The sequence below is a fragment of the Henriciella barbarensis genome, from assembly GCF_003576345.1.
Taxonomy (GTDB): Bacteria; Pseudomonadota; Alphaproteobacteria; order Caulobacterales; family Hyphomonadaceae; genus Henriciella; species Henriciella barbarensis.
The window spans coordinates 192,721-212,042 of record NZ_QWGB01000005.1 but is presented as its reverse complement, the minus strand read 5'-3'; the positions used below and the strand labels follow the sequence as shown (position 1 = coordinate 212,042).

20 protein-coding genes are annotated in these 19,322 nt (G+C 59.9%); 13 read left to right on the top strand and 7 right to left on the bottom strand.

The annotated features are described in order from the left end of the window. Positions 1-211: 211 nt before the first annotated feature. Positions 212-1,630, top strand: a complete 1,419-nt coding sequence (locus D1224_RS03805) for a M20/M25/M40 family metallo-hydrolase (protein WP_182482155.1) — start codon at positions 212-214, stop codon at positions 1,628-1,630. Between the two features lie 74 nt (positions 1,631-1,704). Continuing rightward, positions 1,705-2,493: a hypothetical protein gene (locus D1224_RS03800; protein ID WP_119378594.1), complete on the top strand. Its 789-nt coding sequence runs from the start codon at positions 1,705-1,707 to the stop codon at positions 2,491-2,493. 23 nt (positions 2,494-2,516) lie between these two features. Here the strand turns inward: D1224_RS03800 and D1224_RS03795 are convergent, their stop codons facing one another. Then, a complete protein-coding gene (locus D1224_RS03795; RefSeq protein ID WP_119378593.1) occupies positions 2,517-4,220 on the bottom strand; it encodes a S41 family peptidase in 1,704 nt (567 codons plus the stop codon). A gap of 133 nt (positions 4,221-4,353) precedes the next feature. Continuing rightward, entirely contained in the window at positions 4,354-5,028 is a 675-nt protein-coding gene (locus tag D1224_RS03790; RefSeq protein WP_182482154.1) for a Crp/Fnr family transcriptional regulator, read from the bottom strand. 202 nt (positions 5,029-5,230) lie between these two features. On the opposite strand from D1224_RS03790, the gene D1224_RS03785 reads away from it, so the two are divergent. The 4 genes from D1224_RS03785 (at position 5,231) to D1224_RS03770 (ending at position 10,060) form a co-directional block, all read left to right on the top strand. Then, positions 5,231-6,013, top strand: coding sequence for a potassium channel family protein (locus tag D1224_RS03785; RefSeq protein ID WP_119378591.1), 783 nt, complete (start codon positions 5,231-5,233; stop codon positions 6,011-6,013). Continuing rightward, the gene (locus tag D1224_RS03780) at positions 6,010-7,875 is read left to right on the top strand and encodes a feruloyl-CoA synthase (RefSeq protein WP_119378590.1); all 1,866 of its coding nucleotides are present in this window, start codon (positions 6,010-6,012) and stop codon (positions 7,873-7,875) included. The genes D1224_RS03785 and D1224_RS03780 overlap by 4 nt, the downstream gene beginning before the upstream one ends. Before the next feature lie 63 nt (positions 7,876-7,938). Continuing rightward, positions 7,939-9,498: an acetolactate synthase large subunit gene (locus tag D1224_RS03775; RefSeq protein ID WP_119378589.1), complete on the top strand. Its 1,560-nt coding sequence runs from the start codon at positions 7,939-7,941 to the stop codon at positions 9,496-9,498. Positions 9,499-9,508: 10 nt separating this feature from the next. Continuing rightward, positions 9,509-10,060 (top strand): chloramphenicol phosphotransferase CPT family protein, encoded by a 552-nt coding sequence (locus D1224_RS03770; protein WP_119378588.1) that lies wholly within the window; start codon positions 9,509-9,511, stop codon positions 10,058-10,060. 124 nt (positions 10,061-10,184) lie between these two features. On the opposite strand, the gene D1224_RS03765 is transcribed toward D1224_RS03770, so the two are convergent. After that, on the bottom strand, positions 10,185-10,964 hold the full coding sequence (locus D1224_RS03765; protein ID WP_119378587.1) for a hypothetical protein: 780 nt from the start codon (positions 10,962-10,964) through the stop codon (positions 10,185-10,187). A gap of 155 nt (positions 10,965-11,119) precedes the next feature. On the opposite strand from D1224_RS03765, the gene D1224_RS03760 reads away from it, so the two are divergent. Continuing rightward, positions 11,120-12,205 carry a class I SAM-dependent methyltransferase gene (locus tag D1224_RS03760; RefSeq protein ID WP_119378586.1) on the top strand — a complete coding sequence of 362 codons (1,086 nt, stop codon included), beginning with the start codon at positions 11,120-11,122 and terminating at the stop codon, positions 12,203-12,205. After that, entirely contained in the window at positions 12,165-13,004 is an 840-nt protein-coding gene (locus tag D1224_RS03755) for an SDR family NAD(P)-dependent oxidoreductase (RefSeq protein ID WP_233350384.1), read from the top strand. Before D1224_RS03760 ends, D1224_RS03755 begins: the two co-directional genes overlap by 41 nt. Here D1224_RS03755 and hemW read toward each other — a convergent pair. Together hemW and rdgB are read right to left on the bottom strand one after the other, a co-directional pair. Further along, positions 13,001-14,167: a radical SAM family heme chaperone HemW gene (gene hemW / locus D1224_RS03750; RefSeq protein ID WP_119378584.1), complete on the bottom strand. Its 1,167-nt coding sequence runs from the start codon at positions 14,165-14,167 to the stop codon at positions 13,001-13,003. The two genes, D1224_RS03755 and hemW, sit on opposite strands and share 4 nt — an antisense overlap. Next, the gene (gene rdgB, locus D1224_RS03745; RefSeq protein ID WP_119378583.1) at positions 14,167-14,766 is read right to left on the bottom strand and encodes an RdgB/HAM1 family non-canonical purine NTP pyrophosphatase; all 600 of its coding nucleotides are present in this window, start codon (positions 14,764-14,766) and stop codon (positions 14,167-14,169) included. Before rdgB ends, hemW begins: the two co-directional genes overlap by 1 nt. A 141-nt stretch (positions 14,767-14,907) precedes the next feature. On the opposite strand from rdgB, the gene D1224_RS03740 reads away from it, so the two are divergent. From D1224_RS03740 to D1224_RS03720, 5 genes are all read left to right on the top strand, one after another. Continuing rightward, complete coding sequence (locus D1224_RS03740) at positions 14,908-15,414, top strand: DUF2975 domain-containing protein (protein WP_233350383.1); 507 nt, start codon at positions 14,908-14,910, stop codon at positions 15,412-15,414. A gap of 16 nt (positions 15,415-15,430) precedes the next feature. Next, positions 15,431-15,676, top strand: a complete 246-nt coding sequence (locus tag D1224_RS03735) for a helix-turn-helix domain-containing protein (protein ID WP_119378581.1) — start codon at positions 15,431-15,433, stop codon at positions 15,674-15,676. Positions 15,677-15,685: 9 nt separating this feature from the next. Next, entirely contained in the window at positions 15,686-15,988 is a 303-nt protein-coding gene (locus D1224_RS03730) for a GIY-YIG nuclease family protein (RefSeq protein ID WP_119378580.1), read from the top strand. Between the two features lie 158 nt (positions 15,989-16,146). Beyond that, positions 16,147-16,650, top strand: a complete 504-nt coding sequence (locus D1224_RS03725; RefSeq protein ID WP_119378579.1) for a CreA family protein — start codon at positions 16,147-16,149, stop codon at positions 16,648-16,650. Positions 16,651-16,706: 56 nt separating this feature from the next. Then, a complete protein-coding gene (locus tag D1224_RS03720) occupies positions 16,707-17,144 on the top strand; it encodes a group III truncated hemoglobin (RefSeq protein ID WP_119378578.1) in 438 nt (145 codons plus the stop codon). Positions 17,145-17,199: 55 nt separating this feature from the next. Here the strand turns inward: D1224_RS03720 and rph are convergent, their stop codons facing one another. Then, complete coding sequence (rph, locus tag D1224_RS03715) at positions 17,200-17,925, bottom strand: ribonuclease PH (protein WP_119378577.1); 726 nt, start codon at positions 17,923-17,925, stop codon at positions 17,200-17,202. Beyond that, positions 17,925-19,322, bottom strand: a complete 1,398-nt coding sequence (locus D1224_RS03710) for an MFS transporter (protein ID WP_119378576.1) — start codon at positions 19,320-19,322, stop codon at positions 17,925-17,927. Before D1224_RS03710 ends, rph begins: the two co-directional genes overlap by 1 nt.

Sequence of the window (19,322 nt, the reverse complement as noted above, 5' to 3'; positions counted from 1 at the left end):
GCCGCCTCGCCACCTCCATCCGCAAGCAGGACTTCGCGAGGAAATCCGCAACGTCGCCACAGAGTTGCCTGAGCGACTGGAGGCTGAGCTCCAGAAACGCCAGTGACCGCGTGTGGGTCACAAATCTGTAGCTGACAGGCGTCGTCATCTGACTATGGTCTCGCGAGTCGGCCCGCCGTGTCGCGGTCATTTGAATTACGGAGTTTGCCCCATGTCATTCAGGATTTCCCTTCTCGCTGCTGCAGCGGCAGTATCGATTGCACCGATCGCAAGTGGTCAGGAGCGTACCGAGTTCGAGCAGCAGGCGCGGGAGATCTATCGCAATGTTGTCGAAGTGCGCTCGGCGCGCGGGCATGAGAATGTGCCGAAGATCGTCGACTATGTCGTCGGTGAGCTGAAAGCGGCCGGCTTTTCGGACGAGGACATCGAAGTCACCGACTACGACAATGATGGCGAGGCGACGCAGGGCCTGGTCGTCTGGTATCGCTCACCCGACCCGCAGGACAAGCCGATCGCGCTTCTGGCGCACATGGATGTGGTTGATGCGCTGGCTGAGGACTGGGTGCGTGAGCCGTACAAGCTGATCGAGGAAGAAGGTTATTTCTTCGGCCGCGGCACAGCCGACAACAAGTATGGCGTGACCAGCCTCGTCGCGACCTTCATTCGCCTGAAAGAAGAAGGCTTCGAGCCGACGCGTGATCTTGTCATGGTGCTCTCCGGCGATGAGGAAACGGGCATGGTGTCCACCCGGGCGCAGGCCAACTGGGTAGCAGAAGAAGTCGACCCGGCGTTCGTGCTGAACGCCGATGCGGGCGGCCTTGGGCTCGACGACAATGGTGAGCCGCTCGACTATGGCATTCAGGGCGCTGAGAAGACCTATGCGACCTTTGAGCTGACGGTCACCAATCCGGGCGGTCATTCGTCTGCGCCGCGCGCCGACAATGCCATTTATGAGCTTGCCGACGCGCTGAAGAAGATCGAGGCGTACAAGTTCCCTGTCCGGTACAATGATCTCACGCTGGCCTCCATCGAGGCTGCGGGCCGCAAGCGGCTTGATCGGCTTGGTAATGCGCAGCGCGCCTTTGCTGCCGACCCGACCGATGAAGACGCGATCGAAGTGCTGCGCGCCAATCCGGCGACCGTCGGCCAGATCGGCACGACCTGTATCGCCACCATGCTGCGTGCCGGCCATGCAGAGAATGCCCTGCCGCAATCAGCAACGGCAACGGTTAACTGCCGCATCTTCCCGGGCGTCGGCATCGAGGCGACCGAAGCCACGCTGAAAGATGTGGTCGGCAACGAAGACGTGCAGTTCGAACTGATCTCCGATCTCGTCGAAAGCCCGGAGTCCGGGATGCGTGAGGATGTACTGGCAGCCGTGGAGACAGCGCTGGAAGCGCGCGGCGTCACCGATGTCGACATCATCCCGCACATGTCAGCAGGCGGCACGGACGGCATGCACTACCGCAATCTTGGCTATGACACGTACGGCGTCGGCGGGGCCGCTGCCAAGCAGAATGATACGTTCGCGCATGGCCTGAACGAGCGTCTTCTCGTCTCCAGCTTCTATGATGGCCTCGATCACTTCTATATCATCCTGAAAGAGCTGGCTGGCCCAGAAGAGGGGTGAGCCAGGCTCGCCTGCCGGCCCTGTAGATTTTCTCGCCTGTCCCGCTAAGGTTCAGCCTCAGGGGGACAGGTGCCATGATCTTGCGGCGGCTTTCGCGCTATGTTGCCGAGCAGAACTGGATTGCTGTCGCAATCGAGTTCGTTCTCATCGTGCTGGGTATCTATCTCGGCCTGTGGCTGGGCAATCTGAACGAGGACCGGCAGGACCGGGCGCTCTACGAGGAAGCTTTCGGCCGGGTCATCGTTGAGCTGGAAAACAATCTGGCCGGCGTCGAGGCGGAACAGGAAGCGATCCGCCAGCGGCTGCCAATCGTTCAGCAGGCAATTGAAGACTTACGGGCGTGCCGGACAAGCCCTGAGGCAGAAGCCAATGTCCGGGCGGCGCTGGTCCCGCTAGAATGGGAAATCGAGTTTATTCTCGACAAGCATGCGCTTGATCAACTGATCGCGAATGAAGCGTTCCTGCCCTTTCAGGACGCGGCCACGCGTGAAACGCTGATGGAGCTGATCAGCTATATTGACCAGATGCAGCGCTACTCCATTGAGATGAACGATGAGCTTGAAACCGATCCGCTGAGCACGCTTCATATCACCGCGCCGGGCGAGCTTAGCTATGCAAGTCCTGAAGAAGTGATCGCCGCTTTTGAGCGCGGCGATGTGGGCGGATCGTCAATCTGGCGCAATTCAGAGCTGATTGTCCCGCTGGAAGAGGCGTGCCGGGACAATGCCTTCCTGATGGATTTCTATACCTGGGAAATCTCAGCCTATTGGCATGCTGTGGGAGGGCATAGCCTGGCCGAGACAATCCGCGTGGGTCTGGAAACGCTGCGCGGTGAAGACACCGGCACGGAAGTCCAGAACTGAATCTCCCGTGCCGGTCTGGTTTTCTAGTTGCTGCGGCCGCGATATTCGCCAGGCATGGAAAGGTCACGATTGGTGTCCATGACGTCGGGGCGCGGCAAAGTGATCGCGGTGCCTGAAGGCTGGGCAGTTTCCGACGACCGGAATGGCTGAACCCGCGACGCGCTGCTGGAGCTTGTCGGGGCAGGGCATGACCCATTGGACCTGTACTGAAGCGCCGCAGCGATGAGCGGATCACCCGTGGTGCCGAGTGGGGCCACCAGATCATCGGCAACCTGGCAGCCCGGTGCGCGCACGCCGAACTGGAAGTTGGCATTCTGCGGTACGAAACCGTCCGCATAGTCGCCAAAACCTTTCTCGTTCACGCCCTGGAACTGGATCGTGTAATAGGTCCGTCCGCAATTGTCGGTTGGGTAGAAGCCGAACGGCTTGCCGCAGGTCACGTCACCAATCAGCACCACATCGACATCAATACCGCGAAGGCCATTGATGACCGCTTCACTCGCCGAGCATGTGCGCGCGGTGGAGAGAATGTACACCCGGTTGAGATTGAGTGCAGGCAGGCTCTGGCCGCTATTCACGGTAAATCCCTGTCCGGTAGAGAAGAACGGGATCGGGTCGTTTACCTGCCCAGTGACAGGGTTCACATTGCCGGCGCGGTCATTGAAACGCAGCTGTTCGAAGGTCCGGTTTGCCGTGCGCGACTGGCCTGCGATCATGTAGGAAACCTGGCTCGCCACAGCGAGAAGGCCGCCGCCATTATAGCGTAGATCGAGGATTAGATCGCTGACGCCAGCATTGCTCATCTCTTGCATGGCGTTGACGATCTGCTCTTCCGAAGAGAACGGGCTGAACGTCGTGAAGTGAATATAGCCAACCGAGCCGCTGCCTGTGTTGAAGACGGTGGTTTCGTTGACGGGCTGTCTCGTAATGCTGCCAGCGGCGACAGTTACGGTGCGTTCTGTCCCGTCCGGGTCGCGCAGGCGAAACTCATGCGCTTCGCCCGCCGTGGTCGGGAAGAGGCCATTGTTCAGCGTATCGATACCGCTCTGCGTGTTGACGTTGATGAAGTCGACGCCGTCGATTTCGAGGATGCGTGAGCCGCGCTCGAAGTTTGGTTGCCCATTTACGGTCTGGGCTGCCGGTGAACCCGGTTCGGTATAGGTGACACGGAAGTCGCGCGGCGGTGTTGTCGAAATAGCCCGGAAGTTTACACCATAGCCCGGCGTCGGCGCCGAATTGCGTGAACTGAGATAATCCTCCGTCGGCTCACTGAAGTGGAAATCATCCTTTGGCGTGCCGGATGGCAGCACTTCGCTGGTCTTCAGAAGGTCGAAGTACGCAACCCTGTCATTGTAATTGTAGGGATTGAGATCTGGCACTTCATTCCGCCAGAGATAGGTCTCATCGGTCCATGAGCGAAGCCAGAACAGTTCTTCGACCAGCAGACCTGCCTCATCGGGAAAGGGATTGCCCTCAATATCGACGCCTGAACGCGGATTGGCGCACTGGTCCTTGAACTGGCTGGCCGCCGGATAGACGCCTGCCTGATAGGACGGCCCCGACGGTGGGGGCGGCGGCGGAGGAGGAGGAGGCGGAGGTGGTGGTGGGCTCGGGGCCGCTGCGCTCCCACCGCCACTGCCTCCACCCCCGCCACAGGCGGAAACCAGGCCAAGCGCGGCAGATGCGAGCAGGATTTTGAGAAGGTGGCTGGAAGAAGCTGGGCGCATGGGACGGGTCCTGTCGCGGCTGTTGAACTATAAGCTGCAGGCATGCTGGCATGCATTGCCGAAGAGGAACAGACCTCATCGAAGCGGAAGCTGCCACTTCTTGGAACGCAGGGTTTAGAGCGGGGGCTCTTATTCAGGCTCGGTCAGTCATGGCGTGAAGGCGCTCGGCATCCTGAAACTTGATGGTGCCATAGCCAATCGAGATGACGCCGCGTTCAGTCAGCGCTTTCAAGGTCTGATTGACGGTCACCTTGGACAGTCCAAGCATCTTGGACACGTCCGACTGCGTGCAGTTTAGGAGCCGCTTTTCCTGCATCAGCCGATCTACGAGAGACAGGAAATTGATGATCCGCTGGCGCGCCGGCAGCCTGCGTGCATCGTCATAGAGTTCGAGCAGAAGCGCCAGCCGGGCTGTCGTGACGAAATGAAAGGCGCGCAGGTATTCGGGATCGCGAGCAAACAGGCCGCTCAGCTCGTCCGCTGGGATCTCATTGACGATGGTGCGTCCTTCGGAAACGGCAGCAAGGCGCCTCAGGTTTTTGCCGCCGTCACGGTTCGGAAAGGCGCTGAACTCGCCAAAATGATGACCGGGTCCGAGGCGGGCAAGCGTGTGAAAGCCTTCTTCCTGAAGGTATTTGCCAAAGAGGAGGGCACCGCTTTCGATCCAGCCCATCGTGTCGGCGACATCTGTCGGCTGGTGAAGGGTCTCGCCGTCGCGATAGGTTTTTTGGCGGGCGAGGTTCTTGAGCTCCACGCGCTGTGGTTCGGCCAGAACGTCGAAGAAGGCAGGCAATCCAAAGTCGAACAAGGGCTTTTGTAACTCCCGGTCAGGTTTGTGCAAAAGCACAGTTCACAATTTAGAGGTATATAGAAGTCTTTGAATGTTTAAAGAGTGAAACGTTGATGCGTCTGCTCACAGTTCTGTGTGCAGCGCGAAATGATGGTTCTGCGGGCTGGCCCGCCGCTCTTTCTATTGATCTGGTGACGGGCGCATGTGACACCCCAGAGCAATGAGCGATCGGACGGGTTTAAATCGCCAGCTTTTCTGGCTTTATCAGGGCACGGGCAGGGCTTCCTTCTGGTTCCGCTGGGCATTGCTGGCGTTTGATTTCGTGACGATTGCCTACTTTCTATGGGCGCCGTTCGACTCGCGTGAGCGCGGCTATCATCTGATCGATTATGTGATTGGCGGAGTGATCCTGATTGACCTTGTCGCCCGGTTCTACATTGCCGCTCCGCGCCACCGCTTCTTCCTTAAATGGATAAACTGGGCGGATATCGTCGTCGTGGTGACGATGTTCGCGCCGTTGCTCGTTTCGAATTTCGCCTTCTTGCGCATCCTGCGCGCGGTCAGGGCGATCCGCGCATTCACCTTTATCCGCCGGGTGAAGGTACTCACGCCCTTCTTCCAGCGCCATGAGCGCATCATCGACAAGGTGACGAACCTCGTTGTGTTTGTCTTTGTGATGTCAGCGATCACCTATGCCACGCAGGTCGGCCGCAATGAGGACATCACGACCTATACGGACGCTGTGTATTTCACCGTGACGGTGCTGACGACGACTGGGTTCGGCGACATCATCATGACCGATGAGTTCGGGCGCTGGCTCGCCATATTCACCATGGTGCTGGGCCTGTCGCTCTTTTTTCAATTGCTGCGCGCCATTGTCGAACCGGAAAACAGGGTCGATTGTGAGTGCGAGACGTGCGGACTGATGCGCCATGACCGCGATGCAGTCCATTGCAAGCACTGCGGCGCCCCTATGAAGATCAAGACTGAAGGCATTTCATGACCTCCAATATTCCTTTCCGCGATATTCCTTACCTGCCGCAGAAGCTGGAGGTTGAGCGGCGCAGCGATGGCTCGATCCTTCTGCGTAATGGCCAGCCAAAGCGGCCTCATTCCCCGCATATGCTCGCGCCGCTGGTTTATTGGGCGAGTTCGCGACCCGATCAGGTCTTCCTTGCGCAGCGTGACACCGACGACCCGTCAAAGCCCGGCTGGAATACGGTGACCTATGCTGACGCGCTTTCGCAGGTGCGTGCGCTGGCTCAGGGCTTCATCGATGCGGGGGCGGGCCCGGACAAGCCGCTGATGATCCTCTCTCGCAACGCCATCGAGCATGCGCTGGTCATGTATGCCGCCATGTGGGCAGGCAGCCCGGTTGTGCCAGTGACCCCTGCCTATGCGACACTGAGCGAGGATTTTGCGCGCCTGAAACATGTCGACCAGCTGACAGAGCCTGCCTTTGTCTATGTCGAGGACGGCATCCAGTTCCAGCGCGGCCTGAAAGGTATGGGTGTGGGCGAGCGGCTGGTCATCTACCGCAAGAGCGCGCCTGATGTGCACAACGCTGTCTCGCTGTTCGACTTTGCAAAGAAGCCGACTAGCCAGGTGGACCTTGCCTATGATCGCCTGTCCGAAGACGCGGTTGCCAAATACATGCTGACGTCCGGGTCTACCGGAGAGCCCAAGGCCGTAATCAACACGCATGGAAATATCGCCTCCATGGTGAAGATGATCCGCTCTGTCTGGGATGTGGAGAGGCTGGAAGAGATGGCCGATGGGCCGCAGGTTATGGTGAGCTTCCTGCCGTGGAGCCACACTTATGGGGCCAACTCAATCCTTCATTCCATGCTCGATTGGGGCGGCACGCTCTATATCGACTGGGGCGCACCGACGCCGGCCCGCCTGCCGGAAATGCTGCGCAACCTGAAGGAAATCGCGCCGACACAGCACACGACCGTGCCGGCCGCCTGGGCCGCAATCGCAACCGAGCTGGAGCAGGACCGCGCGCTTGCAGAGAAATTCTTCTCGCGCATCATGGTCATGGCTTATGGCGGCGCAAGCATGGGCCAGGACATCTATGAGCGCATTCAGAAAGTCGCCGTAGAAGTGACGGGTGAGCGGATCAGCCTGTCGGCAGGCTATGGCGCGACCGAGACCTCTCCGACTATTTCAAACGTTCATTGGCCGAGCGACACGATGGGCCTGCTTGGCCTGCCGCTGCCGGGCGTCGAGATGAAGATGGTGCCTGCAGGCGAGAAAATGGAGCTTCGCGTGCGCGGGCAGGGCATTACGCAGGGCTATCTGAAGAATCCGGAAAAGACCGCAGAAGCGTTTGACGAGGAAGGCTTCTACAAGCTGGGCGATGCGGTGAAGTTCAAGGACCCGGACAACCCCGAGGAAGGACTCGCCTTTGACGGGCGGCTGGCAGAGGAATTCAAGCTCGCCAACGGCACTTGGGTGTCAGCAGGCACGGTGCGCGTCAAAGTCGTCGAGGCGGTCGACGGCGCGCTGTCGGATGTCGTGGTCTGCGGCCTCAATCAGGACGACATTGCGCTGATCGGCTTCCTCAATGAGGCCTGGTGCCGCCGCAAGACAGGGCGCAATGTGGGCCTCGATGAGTTGGCGCAGGACGATCAGGTCCGTGCCGCCGTGCGCGAAGGCATTGAGCAATACAACAAGGCGAACCCGAATGCGGCCAAGCGTATTGCACGCATCCTGCTGCAATGGGACCAGCCCAAGGCCGATGCAGGCGAGATCACCGAAAAGGGCTATATCAATCAGGGCCGCGTACAGGCGCTGCGGACGCGTGAAGTCGAGCGGCTCTACAAAGCGCCCTATGACGGCGACGTGATAGTTGTCGACTAGAAGTTCAAAAACATCAAACGGCGGCGCTCGGCGCTGTCTGGCAGAAAGAATCAGGAGGACGCCATGGCGGAACAGAAACTGACAGGCGCAGACGCATTGGTCTCGACGCTGGCCGACAACGGGCTGGATGCCTGTTTCGCAAACCCCGGCACGTCGGAGATGCACCTTGTGACCGCGCTAGATCGCGAGACGCGGATCAAGTCGGTGCTCTGCCTGTTCGAAGGCGTCGCGACGGGCGCTGCCGATGGCTATGCGCGCATCGCTGGCAAGCCTGCCATGACGCTGCTGCACCTCGGCGCTGGCTACCTCAATGGCGGGGCAAACGTCCACAACGCCAAGCGTGCGCACACGCCGATGATTAATGTGATTGGCGATCATGCTGTCGATCATCGCAAATATGATGCGCCGCTGAACTCTGACATTATCGGCCTTGCAGGCCCGAACTCGGTCTGGATCAAGTCGGCCGACACGGTGAAGTCGACTGGCAAGCTGGCCGCAGAAGCTTTTGCGGCGAGCTTTGGCCCGGTCTCTGGTCCCGTGTCACTTATCCTGCCGGCAGACTCTGCTTGGGAAGAAGGCGGCGAGCGGGGCGGCAAGGCGCAGCTACCCCAGATGCGCCAGGCATCGGCAGAGCTCATCGCTGAGGCCAAGGAGGCCATTGGCAAGGCGAAAGCGCCGGTCATCCTGATCAATGGCACAGCGCTGACCGAACAGGGCCTGGCGGCGGCGGCCCGTCTTAAAGCGGCGGGCCTGCGTGTAATCACCGACACTTTCTACTGGAAAATGCGCCGCGGCGCTGGTGTCTTCGCGCCGGACCGTATGCAGTATTTCGCCGAAGGTGCCATGTCGGATCTTGAGGGTGCAGACCTTATGCTGGTTGCCGGCACCAGCCTGCCAGCAGCCTTCTTCGCCTATCCGGGCAAGCCAAGCCTGCTCGTGCCGGAAGGCTGCAAAACCATGAATCTTGGTGGGGCAGATACCGATAGCGCGAAGACACTGCTCGCGCTCGCCGACGCGATGGGCGCGGCCGACATTGCAGACCCGATGCCGCTTCGCAAACCGGACGCGCCTAAGGGTGAGCTCAATGCTGGCGCCGTAGGTGCCAGCGTCGCGCGCCACATGCCGGAAAATGCGATTGTGTCAGACGATGGGGTGTCCAACTCGCTGCCTGTCTTCCTGTCGACCATGACGGCAGAGCCGCATGACTGGATGATGCTGACGGGCGGGGCGATCGGGCAGGGCCTGCCGCTGGCGCTAGGTGCGGCCGTCGCCGCGCCAGATCGGAAAGTGATCGCGCTGACAGGCGACGGGGCTGGCATGTACACCAATCAGGCGCTGTGGAGCATGGTGCGCGAAGGCGCAGACGTGACCACGATCGTCTTCGTCAACCACACCTACCGCATCCTGAATATTGAGCTGCACCGCACCGGCGCAGGCAATCCGGGCCCGACGGCCAAGGACATGCTGGCCATTGGTGAGCCGGATATCGACTGGGTCAGCCTGGCTGAATCCATGGGTGTTGAGGCGACGGCTGTCACCACGGCGGAGGATTTCGACGAAGCCTTCGAGAAGGCGATGAAGTCCAGTGGGCCGAAGCTGATTGCGGCCATCGTGCCGGGCTGATCAGGCGTAGATGGCACGGGTCGTCATACTCAACGGCACCAGCAGCTCTGGAAAGACCTCGCTGGCGCGCGCGATCCAGCATCTCGCAAAAGGGCCGGTCCTGCGCGTCAGCATGGACGACTTCCTTGAGATGATGCCGCCGCGCTTTGCCAATGATGACGAAGCGTTCAGTTTTCGCCTCGTGCCGGAAGCCGAGCCGATAGAGGTCGAGATCGGGACAGGCTCATACGGGGAAGCGCTGATGCGCGGCATGCGGGCTTCGGTTGCGGCACTCGCCAATCAGGGTCTCGATCTGGTGGTCGATGATGTCATGCTGGGCGCAGGTGATCAGGATCACTACCGCGACGTGCTGGCCGAACACACTGTGACGTTCGTTGCCGTACGCTGCGAGCTGGAGACAGCAGAGCAGCGTGAGCGCGACAGGGGCGACCGTGATATCGGCATGGCGCGCTGGCAGTTCTCCCGCGTCCATGCGGGCCGGGGCTATGATCTTGAAGTCTCGACTGACGATATGTCGCCGGATGAGGGGGCGCGGGTCATTCTGGGCGCGGTTGGGATGTAGCTCTGGGTCGCTTCATCCTTCGACTTCGCTCAAGCTGAGGTGAGTTCTTCGCGACCAAATACAAAACGGCCTCACCCTGAGCTGTCGAAGGGCGAGGCCGATTGGCTCTTACTGTTCTAGCAGCCTAGTCGACGAACTCCCAGCGGTCGCCGCCGACATTACAGGCGGTGCGTTCGCGATTACCTTGATAGACGATACGGCATTCACCGCTGTCATAGCCCTGGGTCTGGTAGCCGGTATTATAGCCGGTCGTGGTCGCGCCATTGCCGTAGGTGGTACTGGTGCGGTAGGTCCGCTCACCGCCATAAAGCTCATCCTGGCTATAGGTCTGGTTAGAGGTGTCGTTGCTATAGCTGCCGCGATTATAGGCGTTCGGATCATAGCGATTGTCATAGGTGACGCGTGACGGCGGATTGGTCCGGTTGCCATATTGATAGGTCGGCTGAGCCTGCGCGCGGCGAGCACAGTCATTGCTGCCGCCGATGGCAGAGCCTGCGACGCCACCGACAATCGCGCCGATCACGGCGCCGGCGATCTGGTCACCATCATTATTATCGCGGTGGTGTCGGCCATAGCCGCGGCGATTGTAGCGGTCATAACGCCCGTACCGATCACGGCGGTCATACCGGTCATGGCCGCGATGACGATTGCGATAGCGCTTGTCATCGTCATCATCGGCGATGGTCGCGCCCAGCAGCCCGCCTGCGATCGCACCCACGACACCGGCCGTCTGCTGGCGCTGGCGGCGCTCGCGTTCACAGTTGAGATAGGCAGCGTTGCTGTTGGCCGACTGCCCATAGCTGTAGTTGTCATAACTAGAATAGCCATAGTTCTGGGCGCCAGCCGGCAGCGCGATTGCGAGCGCTGCGGCGCTGCCCAGAATTGCTGTACGCATCTTGAACATCTGGTCTCCTTTACCGGGGACAAGCGTGCCCCTTTGGTCTTCAACGGCCACATTAACATCTGCGCCTGAACGCAAGCTGAAGGGTAAATTACAATTAATACAGCAGCTTAATCTGGTGGCTGGACGGAAGGCACCCGGTGCCCCATTTTCCCAGTATGGCTATCATGCAAGAAACGGGAAAAACGCTTTCGCGGGCGAAATATGGTGCCGCGCAGGCGATGCGCGCAGCCTGGTACGGTGCGCAATATACAATTGCTAAACGCCGCTCTGCGGGCTTCAACCGGCCGGGTGAGCCAGAGTTCAGGCCAATCAACCCGGTCGATACCAAAGAGCTGCGCCGGGCCTATCTGGGTCTGTTTGCAAAGGACCGCGCGAATATCGAGGCGGGACTTTATCCACCCCCCGAAGATGTTCGCCTCGCGGACTTGCCCAAGGCTGTCAGCCGTGCGCGCCATTTCATGCGAGATGTTGCCGATGTGGACCGCAGGCGCGTCGCGCGTGAGGGCGATGAGGTGAAGGACCGGTTCGAAGGCAGCAATCGCTATCCGGATTATTACCAGCAGAACTTTCACTACCAGACAGATGGCTGGCTTTCCGATGAAAGCGCTAAACTTTATGACCATCAGGTCGAAGCGCTGTTCACCGGCGCAGCCGATGCCATGCGGCGCGGTGCTCTCGCCGAGATTGCGCGCGAGCTGAAAGGCCGTGACCAGAGAGAAGTAAAGCTGCTCGACCTTGCTTGCGGAACGGGCCGCTTCCTGCGGGAGACGATGCGGGCCTTTCCGAGACTGCAGGCGAACGGGCTGGACCTCTCGCCAAACTACGCAGAGCGCGCGCGCCAGCTGCTCAGGCCCTGGCCACACGTCGATATTGTCGAAGGGCAAGTGGAAGTCCTGCCGCTGGATGACGCCAGCCTCGACATGATCGTGTCGATCTACCTCTTCCATGAGTTGCCAGAGAAAGTTCGCGCTCAGGCCATCGCCGAGGCGGCGCGTGTTTTGAAACCGGGCAGTGCCTTTATCGTGGCCGACAGTCTACAGTTTGGGGATAGTGATGGCCTCGATGGTATTCTCGAATATTTCCCTGAAGGTTTCCACGAACCCTACTACAAGGCCTATCTCGGCTGGGATTTCACACCGGCGATGGAGCAAGCGGGTTTCAAATTGGAACGCTCCGAGCTTGCCTTCCTCACCAAGGTGAATGTCTGGCGCAAAACGGATGGAGAAACGCATGGCGGGTAACAGGCTGGCGCTAATTACAGGCGCATCTGCAGGCATCGGCGCAGAGTTTGCGCGCCAGTATGCAGCCAAGGGATGGGATGTGGCGCTGACGGCGCGCCGCCTCGACAGGCTGGATGGCCTCGCCCGGGAGATCGAGGAAAAATACAAGGTCTCCGCAATGACGATCTCGCAGGATCTCGCTCGGGAAGGCGCGGCCGATACGATCATTCATGAGCTGAAAGAGGCTGGCCGCCATGTCGATGCGCTGGTGAACAATGCTGGCTATGGCCTGCCGGGCACTTTCCTTAATACGAGTTGGAAAGAGCAGGCAGACTTTATCCGCGTGCTCTACACCGTGCCGATCGAGCTGACGCACAAGCTGCTGCCCGGCATGGCAGAGCGCAATTTCGGCCGCATCATCAATGTGGCATCGCTTGCTGGGTATGCGCCGGGGTCGAGTGGCCACACGCTGTACGCAAGCGTGAAGGCGGGGCTGATTAAATTCTCCGAAAGCGTTCAGGCAGAGGCAGAATCAGCGGGGCATGACATTCACTGCACCGCGCTCTGCCCCGGCTTTACCTGGACCGAATTTCACGATGTGAACGGCACGCGCGAGATGACCAACGAGTCGCCTGAATGGATGTGGATGGAAGCGGCGCCGGTCGTGAAGGCTGGGCTGGAGGGCGTCGCGCGCGGTCAGCCAGTCGTGGTGCCGGGCATGGTCAACAAGGGCGTCGCAACACTGACGCGGATCCTGCCAGAGCCTGTTGGCCGGGCCATCATGAAGAAGCAGGGGAAGCGCTTCCGAAAGGTGGATTAGGGCGAGAGCTCGGCTGTAATCCTGTCAGCGAGCAGGCGCCCATCCTGCGTCAATGAAATGGTCTGGCCGTTCTGTCGGACGAGACCGTTTTCAGAGAAGGTTTTGAGGGCGCTCGTATCCACGTGGCGCCCTATTATTCGAGCAACGCGTTCCAAATCGAAACCCTCATCGGACCGCAGGCCGAGAGCGAGTAGTTCTCGTGTATTATCGAGCGTGGAAAGAGTCGTGAGTGACTTCGCATCAAGGGAGTTTTGCGCGGCGAGCTGATAGTCCGCTGGTCTTGCTGCCGCATGCGTCGCGATACGCTGCCCATCGACCGTCAGACGGCCATGCGCGCCGGGGCCGATGCCAATCCAGTCGCCGCCGCGCCAATAGGTAAGATTGTGCCGCGACTGGTACGGCTTTGACGCGGCATGATTGGAGACTTCATAAGCTGGCAGGCCGTGCGCTTCGCAGATTTCCTGCGTCAATTCATAGAGGTCGGCCTGATCATCATCTCCCATGGGAACGAGGTCACCACGCCGGGCGCGCTGACCGAAGGCGGTCCGCTCCTCAATGGTTAGTTCGTAAAGCGAAAGATGGGGTGCGCCGAGCGACAGGGCCTCCGTCAGTTCCGATTTCCAACGGTCTTCGGGCTGGCCGGGGCGCGCATAGATAAGATCAATCGACACATTGTCGAAAACTGAAAGCGCCTCCGCCACTGAACGCTTCGCCATCGCGGCGTCATGATCCCGCCCGAGGAAGGTGAGCGCTTCATCTTCGAGTGACTGGATACCGAGGGAAAGACGCGTCACGCCAGCGGTCTTCCAGCTGTCCAGCGAGGCGCGGCTGATGTCGACCGGGTTAGCCTCCAAAGTGATCTCAGCTTCCGGTGCGAGGCCGAACCTTTGCTCAGCCAGATCAATAAGCGCCGTAATGTCAGCAGGTGCCATCAGCGACGGCGTGCCGCCACCCAGATAGACCGATCCCAGGTCCGGATGCCCTGCAAGCAAGTCTGCATGACGACCAAGGTCGCTCAGCAGCGCCGCATTGAGCGGGGCGTTGTCCCGGTCTTTGGCGGCATAGACGTTGAAGTCGCAATACGGGCAGATGCGCGTACAGTAGGGCCAGTGAATATAGAGCCCAAAGCCATGTGCCGGGCCGAAGGGTGGGGTATCTGCCATTAAAGCAGGGCGGCCTTCAGCTTTGCGAAGGCATCGGCGCGGTGGCTCATGGCGTGTTTCTTCGCCGGATCCATTTCGCCAAAGGTTTCGGTTTTGCCGTTCGCGACGAAGACCGGGTCGAAGCCAAAACCATTCTCTCCGCGCGGCGGCCAGACCACTTCGCCCTCGACCGTGCCTTCAAATACTTCCTCATGCCCGTCCGGCCAGACGACCGCGAGCGTGGACACGAAACGGGCGGTGCGGTCAGTTGCGCCGCTTTCCTTCAGCAGGGTTTCGACCTTTTCCATGGCGACATAAAAGTCGCGCGGCTCGCCCGCCCAGATGGCGGTGTGCACGCCCGGCATACCGCCGAGTGCGTCAACTTCGAGACCGCTATCATCCGACAGGGCAGGCGCGCCTGTTGCCTTGCAGGCCGCCCGTGCCTTGATAAGCGCATTGCCCGAAAAGGTCTGTTCGGTCTCTTCCGGTTCGTCTAAATCGAGTTCTATTGCGGAGACGACTTCCATGCCGACAGGTTCAAAAAGGTCCTTTAGTTCGCGGACCTTACCCTTGTTATGCGTTGCCGCGACGAGACGGCCTTTCTCTAGTTTGCGAGTCATGCGTGGATGTGGCTCCGATCTTGCTTTCTGTGTGAACACGATTATCGTTTAACGGTAAATTCGCATGTGGCTGCCAGATAATGGCCGTTCAGCGGTATCTGAGGATTTGAAAGACATATGACAATCCGCCAGCATAACTCCATGGCTGCCTTTCTTTCGGGACTGATGCAGGTCGTGATCTGGATCGCGATCCTGAGCGGCATTATCGCCTTCATCCTGATCGGTGTCGGACTCATAGGCAGCCTGAATGGCGGCGTCATGCGTGTTCCCGGCATGGAAGCCTATGTCGAAGGTGTCGCGCCGGGCCAGTTTATTGCAGGGCTTGCAGGGCTCGCCGTCTTCGCGCCGGGCATTATCTATGTCTGTATCCAGTTGCGTAGCATCCTTTCCACCCTTGCCAGCGGCGACCCGTTCGTGCCTGAAAACGGGCCGCGCCTTACCCGAATTGCGATGGCAATCGGCGCAATCGAACTTGCGCGCTATCTGACCGTTATTCTCCTCAATGCCTTTGTCGACCTTGGCAGCGACCAGCCCTTGAGGCTCAGCATCAACCTTGCCGCCTGGGCGGCAGTCATCGCGCTCTTCGTTCTTGCGCAGGTCTTCCGTGAAGGAAGCCGCCTGCGCGAGGAAGAGAAGATGACGATTTAGGAGGGCCTCACCCTATATGGCCATTCGCGTAACTCTTGACCGCGTGCTCCTCGAGCGCCGCATGTCTCTGACAGAACTCTCTGACCGCGTCGGCGTGACCCTCGCCAATCTGTCGATCCTGAAGACCGGCAAGGCAAAGGCGGTACGTTTCTCGACGCTTGAGGCGCTCTGCCGTGAGCTGGGCTGCCAGCCGGGCGACATTCTCATCTTCGACGAAGAAGGCGACGGCGCTGCCGAAGGCGAGGATGAAGCTGCCGCTTAGGGTCCGGATATGGCGCGGTACGACCTGATCGCGACCTACATGATGGCGAACCGCAAGAACGGGACGCTCTATACAGGATCGACGTCAGATCTGTGGACCCGGATCGGCCAGCACAAATCAGGTCAGGGTTCTGTCTTCACGGCAAAGTATGGTTGTAACCGGCTTGTCTGGTGCGAATTCCATCAGGATATCTCGGCAGCATTACACCGCGAAAGGCGGCTGAAGGCATGGCCGAGGCAGTGGAAAATAAATTTGATTGAAGAGGTCAATCCCGACTGGAAGGACCTTACGATGACACTTCCGTTCACATAATGGCCTCTCAGTCTTTGACTTGCCACGGCTTGTCCGTGGCACCCAGCTTCTGACCTCGCGGCTCGCGCAATTTAGGAGATGGACCCCACGGCCAAGCCGTGGGGAGGCAACCATTTTTCAGGCGACGCATTGCTTCGAGCAGGATCACCGGGGACCCCATGATGCAATTGTATAGAGGCGCAGCCATTCTTCTCACCGCTCTCACCCTTGCCGCATGTGGCGGCGGCGACCGCGAAGTTGGCGAGTTCAAGAATGACTGGCTCGGTAACGAGATCAAGATTGACCGTCTGCAGGATCCGAAAGTGCCGGGTATTACCTGCCATATCGCCTATTTCGACCGCGGCGTCTGGGACCGGATCGGCAAGGGTAACTGGTTCGAGGATCCGTCAAACTCCTCCATTTCCTGCCTGAAGACCGGCCCCGTCACGATCGGCCGGATCGATCTCGATCGCTCTGGCGAGGAAGTCTGGGACCGTGGGCGCTCGCTTATTTTCAAGCAACTCGCCGTGCGCCGGATCTACGATCCTGCAAGCGACGCGATGATGTATGTCTCATTCTCGCGCAAGCCGGTCGACGGCTCCGCCAAGATGAGCCTCTCCACGGTGCCGCTCTGGGACGCCGATGTCACGTGGGAGGGCCGGGAGAAGCCTGTGGTGGAGTAAGGCCTCGGTACATCTGCGTATGGACGGGCTTGGCCCTGTTATGGCACGCGCAAGTCATGACCTATCAGACACGCTCTGCTGAGGAGCGACGCCGCGATATTCAGGCCCATGCCGCCAGCCTTGGTATTGATGACGTCTTCATCTCGAAGCTCGTGGAGACCTTCTATGGGCGCGTGAGAGAGCACGACCGCCTCGGGCCGATCTTCGATGGTGAGATTGATGACTGGCCTGACCATCTCGCGAAGCTGAAGGACTTCTGGGCCTCTGTCGCGATGAATGCCGGGCGCTACTCTGGCAAGCCCGTGCCCGCGCACACGAAGCTTGAGGGCGTCAGGCGTGAGGATTTCGGCGAATGGCTCGGTCTGTTCAGGCGCACGCTGGAGGATATCGCGCCGGGCGCTGAAACCGTGGATTATTTCATGGTTCGCGCCGAGCGGATCGCGCAAAGTTTGCAGCTCGCGATGTTCGGGCTGGAGGGTCTGGAGCGGGGCTAGGGCCCCGCCCTATCCCTCCCCGCGAAATGGGGAGGGATAGAGTGGGGACTTAAAGCTAACCAATCGCCTTCTTCTGCGCCTCGAAGAGTTCCGTACAGCCCTTTTCTGCCAGCCGCATCATTTCCTCGACTTCAGGCCGGGTCATCGGGCGTTCTTCGCCGGTGCCCTGAATTTCGATGAAGCCGCCGTCTGAGCTCATCACGACATTCATGTCGCCTTCGCCGCCGGAGTCTTCCGGGTAATCGAGGTCGAGAACCGGGTGGTCTTTGTAGAGGCCGACTGAAATGGCCGCTGCCTGTTTCTGGATCGGGTCAGTCTTGATGACGCCCTCTTCACGCATGTATTTCAGGGCGAGGGCCATGGCGACGAAGCCGCCCGTGATCGAGGCTGTCCGCGTGCCGCCATCGGCCTGGATGACGTCACAGTCGATGGTGAGCTGGTTTTCGCCGAGCGCGGTAAGGTCTACGACAGATCGCAGCGAGCGGCCGATCAGACGCTGGATTTCCTGCGTGCGGCCAGACTGTTTGCCGGCGGCAGCCTCGCGGCGACCGCGTGTGTGCGTCGCGCGTGGTAGCATGCCGTATTCGCCGGTGACCCAGCCCTTGCCCTGCCCACGTAGCCATGGCGGGACGTTGTCTTGCCAGCTTGCGGTGCAGAGCACGTGTGTGTGGCCGAACTTTGCAAGGCATGAGCCTTCGGCATAGCGGGTCACATTGGTTTCGAGCACGATGTCGCGTAGCTGGTCGGCGGCGCGGCCGGATGGGCGGATAAGGTCAGCCATCAGAGATCTCCTTCTTTCACCGGCGGGTGAAGCGACTCGAGATTGGCTTGTCCACCCCCGCTCATGGCTTCTGCTGCCTTTGCCTGTACGGCGCGGGTGATCGGGTACTTCCAGATCAGGATTGCGGCGAGGGCGTAGGACACCACTGGCACCCCGACAAAGACGGCCATGAGGCCGCGCACGGTCTCTGGCGAGTTCTCGCCTGCCGGATTGAAGCCGACGAGGACGCCGAGAAGGATGTAGGGAATGCCGATGGCGAAGCTTGCCCCGGTCTTGTAGGCGCCCGACATCAGAGAGAAGAAAAGACCCGCCCGGTTGGCCCCGCCGCGCGCTTCTTCAGCCTCGACAAGGTCGGCCATCATGGAACGCACTAGAATGAAGGGCGAGCCATATCCGAAGCCTGAAATGACGGCGGCGATCAGAAGCGGTACAATGCCGCCGCCGAACACCGAAAGCGGGAAATAGACAATATAGGTGATGGCGGACCACACGCAGACATATCGCATGGCCACATATTTCTCGGTGCGCTTGGACAGCCAGACCCAGACGGGCATCGCCGCGAAACCGGCAATGAAATGCGCCATCAGGATCAGGGATGCGGCGCCATGACCCACGCCGAAGCCCCAGAAGGAAGCAAAGAGGAATGTGCCAGCTGTGCCAGCAATGGCGATCCCGATGAAGATCTCTGTAGCCAGCAGCCGCCACAGGGTCTGCTGACGAAGCGCTTCAAGAATGGCGGACGGATGGAAACTGGCCTTCGGGGCGTTCGGGTCAGGCTGCGGGTCCGGGACGAGCCAGACGGCCGCGCCGACGGTGACCGGCAGGGCGATGATCAGGAACCAGCCCATGATCGATATCTGCTGGGCAAAGGTAACCCCGCCAAACCTTTCAAGTAGTGAGGGCAATGCGAGCATGACGAGCATGGTCGAGATGGTGAAAAGTTCGCGCCACATGAACAGGCGTGAACGCTCGTCATAAGAGCGTGCAACCGACGGCGCCCAGGCTTGGTGCGGCGTGGTGATCATCGTCGTGCCGATATAGAAGATGAACAAAATGATGCCGAGGAAAAGCGGCGAGACCGGAGGCCCGATCGGGTTATAGAGAAGCCAGACGGCCGGGAGCAGGATGGGCACCGCGATGATCAGCCAGTGCTTGATCTTGCCCATGCGCGACGGCTTGGTATCAACCAGCCAGCCCATGACCGGGTCTGAGAACAGGTCCCAGAATCGCAGGATCATGAAGATAATCCCGACCATGGCAGTGCCGAGGCCCATCTGTTCGGCATAGAAAGGGGCGATGAAGACCGCCATTGGCAGGCCGACCGCCCCGAAGGGGATTCCGACCGAGCCGTAGGCAATCACTTGTGAGGTAGACAGTTTCGTTGGCACACTGGACAT

Excerpts from the sequence above, each read along its gene's own strand:
- D1224_RS03805 (WP_182482155.1), top strand. The coding sequence starts at position 212 with ATGTCATTCAGGATTTCCCTTCTCGCTGCTGCAGCGGCAGTATCGATT.
- D1224_RS03800 (WP_119378594.1), top strand. The coding sequence starts at position 1,705 with ATGATCTTGCGGCGGCTTTCGCGCTATGTTGCCGAGCAGAACTGGATT.
- D1224_RS03795 (WP_119378593.1), bottom strand. The coding sequence starts at position 4,220 with ATGCGCCCAGCTTCTTCCAGCCACCTTCTCAAAATCCTGCTCGCATCT.
- D1224_RS03785 (WP_119378591.1), top strand. The coding sequence starts at position 5,231 with ATGAGCGATCGGACGGGTTTAAATCGCCAGCTTTTCTGGCTTTATCAG.
- D1224_RS03780 (WP_119378590.1), top strand. The coding sequence starts at position 6,010 with ATGACCTCCAATATTCCTTTCCGCGATATTCCTTACCTGCCGCAGAAG.
- D1224_RS03775 (WP_119378589.1), top strand. The coding sequence starts at position 7,939 with ATGGCGGAACAGAAACTGACAGGCGCAGACGCATTGGTCTCGACGCTG.
- D1224_RS03770 (WP_119378588.1), top strand. The coding sequence starts at position 9,509 with ATGGCACGGGTCGTCATACTCAACGGCACCAGCAGCTCTGGAAAGACC.
- D1224_RS03765 (WP_119378587.1), bottom strand. The coding sequence starts at position 10,964 with ATGTTCAAGATGCGTACAGCAATTCTGGGCAGCGCCGCAGCGCTCGCA.
- D1224_RS03760 (WP_119378586.1), top strand. The coding sequence starts at position 11,120 with ATGGCTATCATGCAAGAAACGGGAAAAACGCTTTCGCGGGCGAAATAT.
- D1224_RS03755 (WP_233350384.1), top strand. The coding sequence starts at position 12,165 with ATGTCTGGCGCAAAACGGATGGAGAAACGCATGGCGGGTAACAGGCTG.
- hemW (WP_119378584.1), bottom strand. The coding sequence starts at position 14,167 with ATGGCAGATACCCCACCCTTCGGCCCGGCACATGGCTTTGGGCTCTAT.
- rdgB (WP_119378583.1), bottom strand. The coding sequence starts at position 14,766 with ATGACTCGCAAACTAGAGAAAGGCCGTCTCGTCGCGGCAACGCATAAC.
- D1224_RS03740 (WP_233350383.1), top strand. The coding sequence starts at position 14,908 with ATGGCTGCCTTTCTTTCGGGACTGATGCAGGTCGTGATCTGGATCGCG.
- D1224_RS03735 (WP_119378581.1), top strand. The coding sequence starts at position 15,431 with ATGGCCATTCGCGTAACTCTTGACCGCGTGCTCCTCGAGCGCCGCATG.
- D1224_RS03730 (WP_119378580.1), top strand. The coding sequence starts at position 15,686 with ATGGCGCGGTACGACCTGATCGCGACCTACATGATGGCGAACCGCAAG.
- D1224_RS03725 (WP_119378579.1), top strand. The coding sequence starts at position 16,147 with ATGATGCAATTGTATAGAGGCGCAGCCATTCTTCTCACCGCTCTCACC.
- D1224_RS03720 (WP_119378578.1), top strand. The coding sequence starts at position 16,707 with ATGACCTATCAGACACGCTCTGCTGAGGAGCGACGCCGCGATATTCAG.
- rph (WP_119378577.1), bottom strand. The coding sequence starts at position 17,925 with ATGGCTGACCTTATCCGCCCATCCGGCCGCGCCGCCGACCAGCTACGC.
- D1224_RS03710 (WP_119378576.1), bottom strand. The coding sequence starts at position 19,322 with ATGTCCAGTGTGCCAACGAAACTGTCTACCTCACAAGTGATTGCCTAC.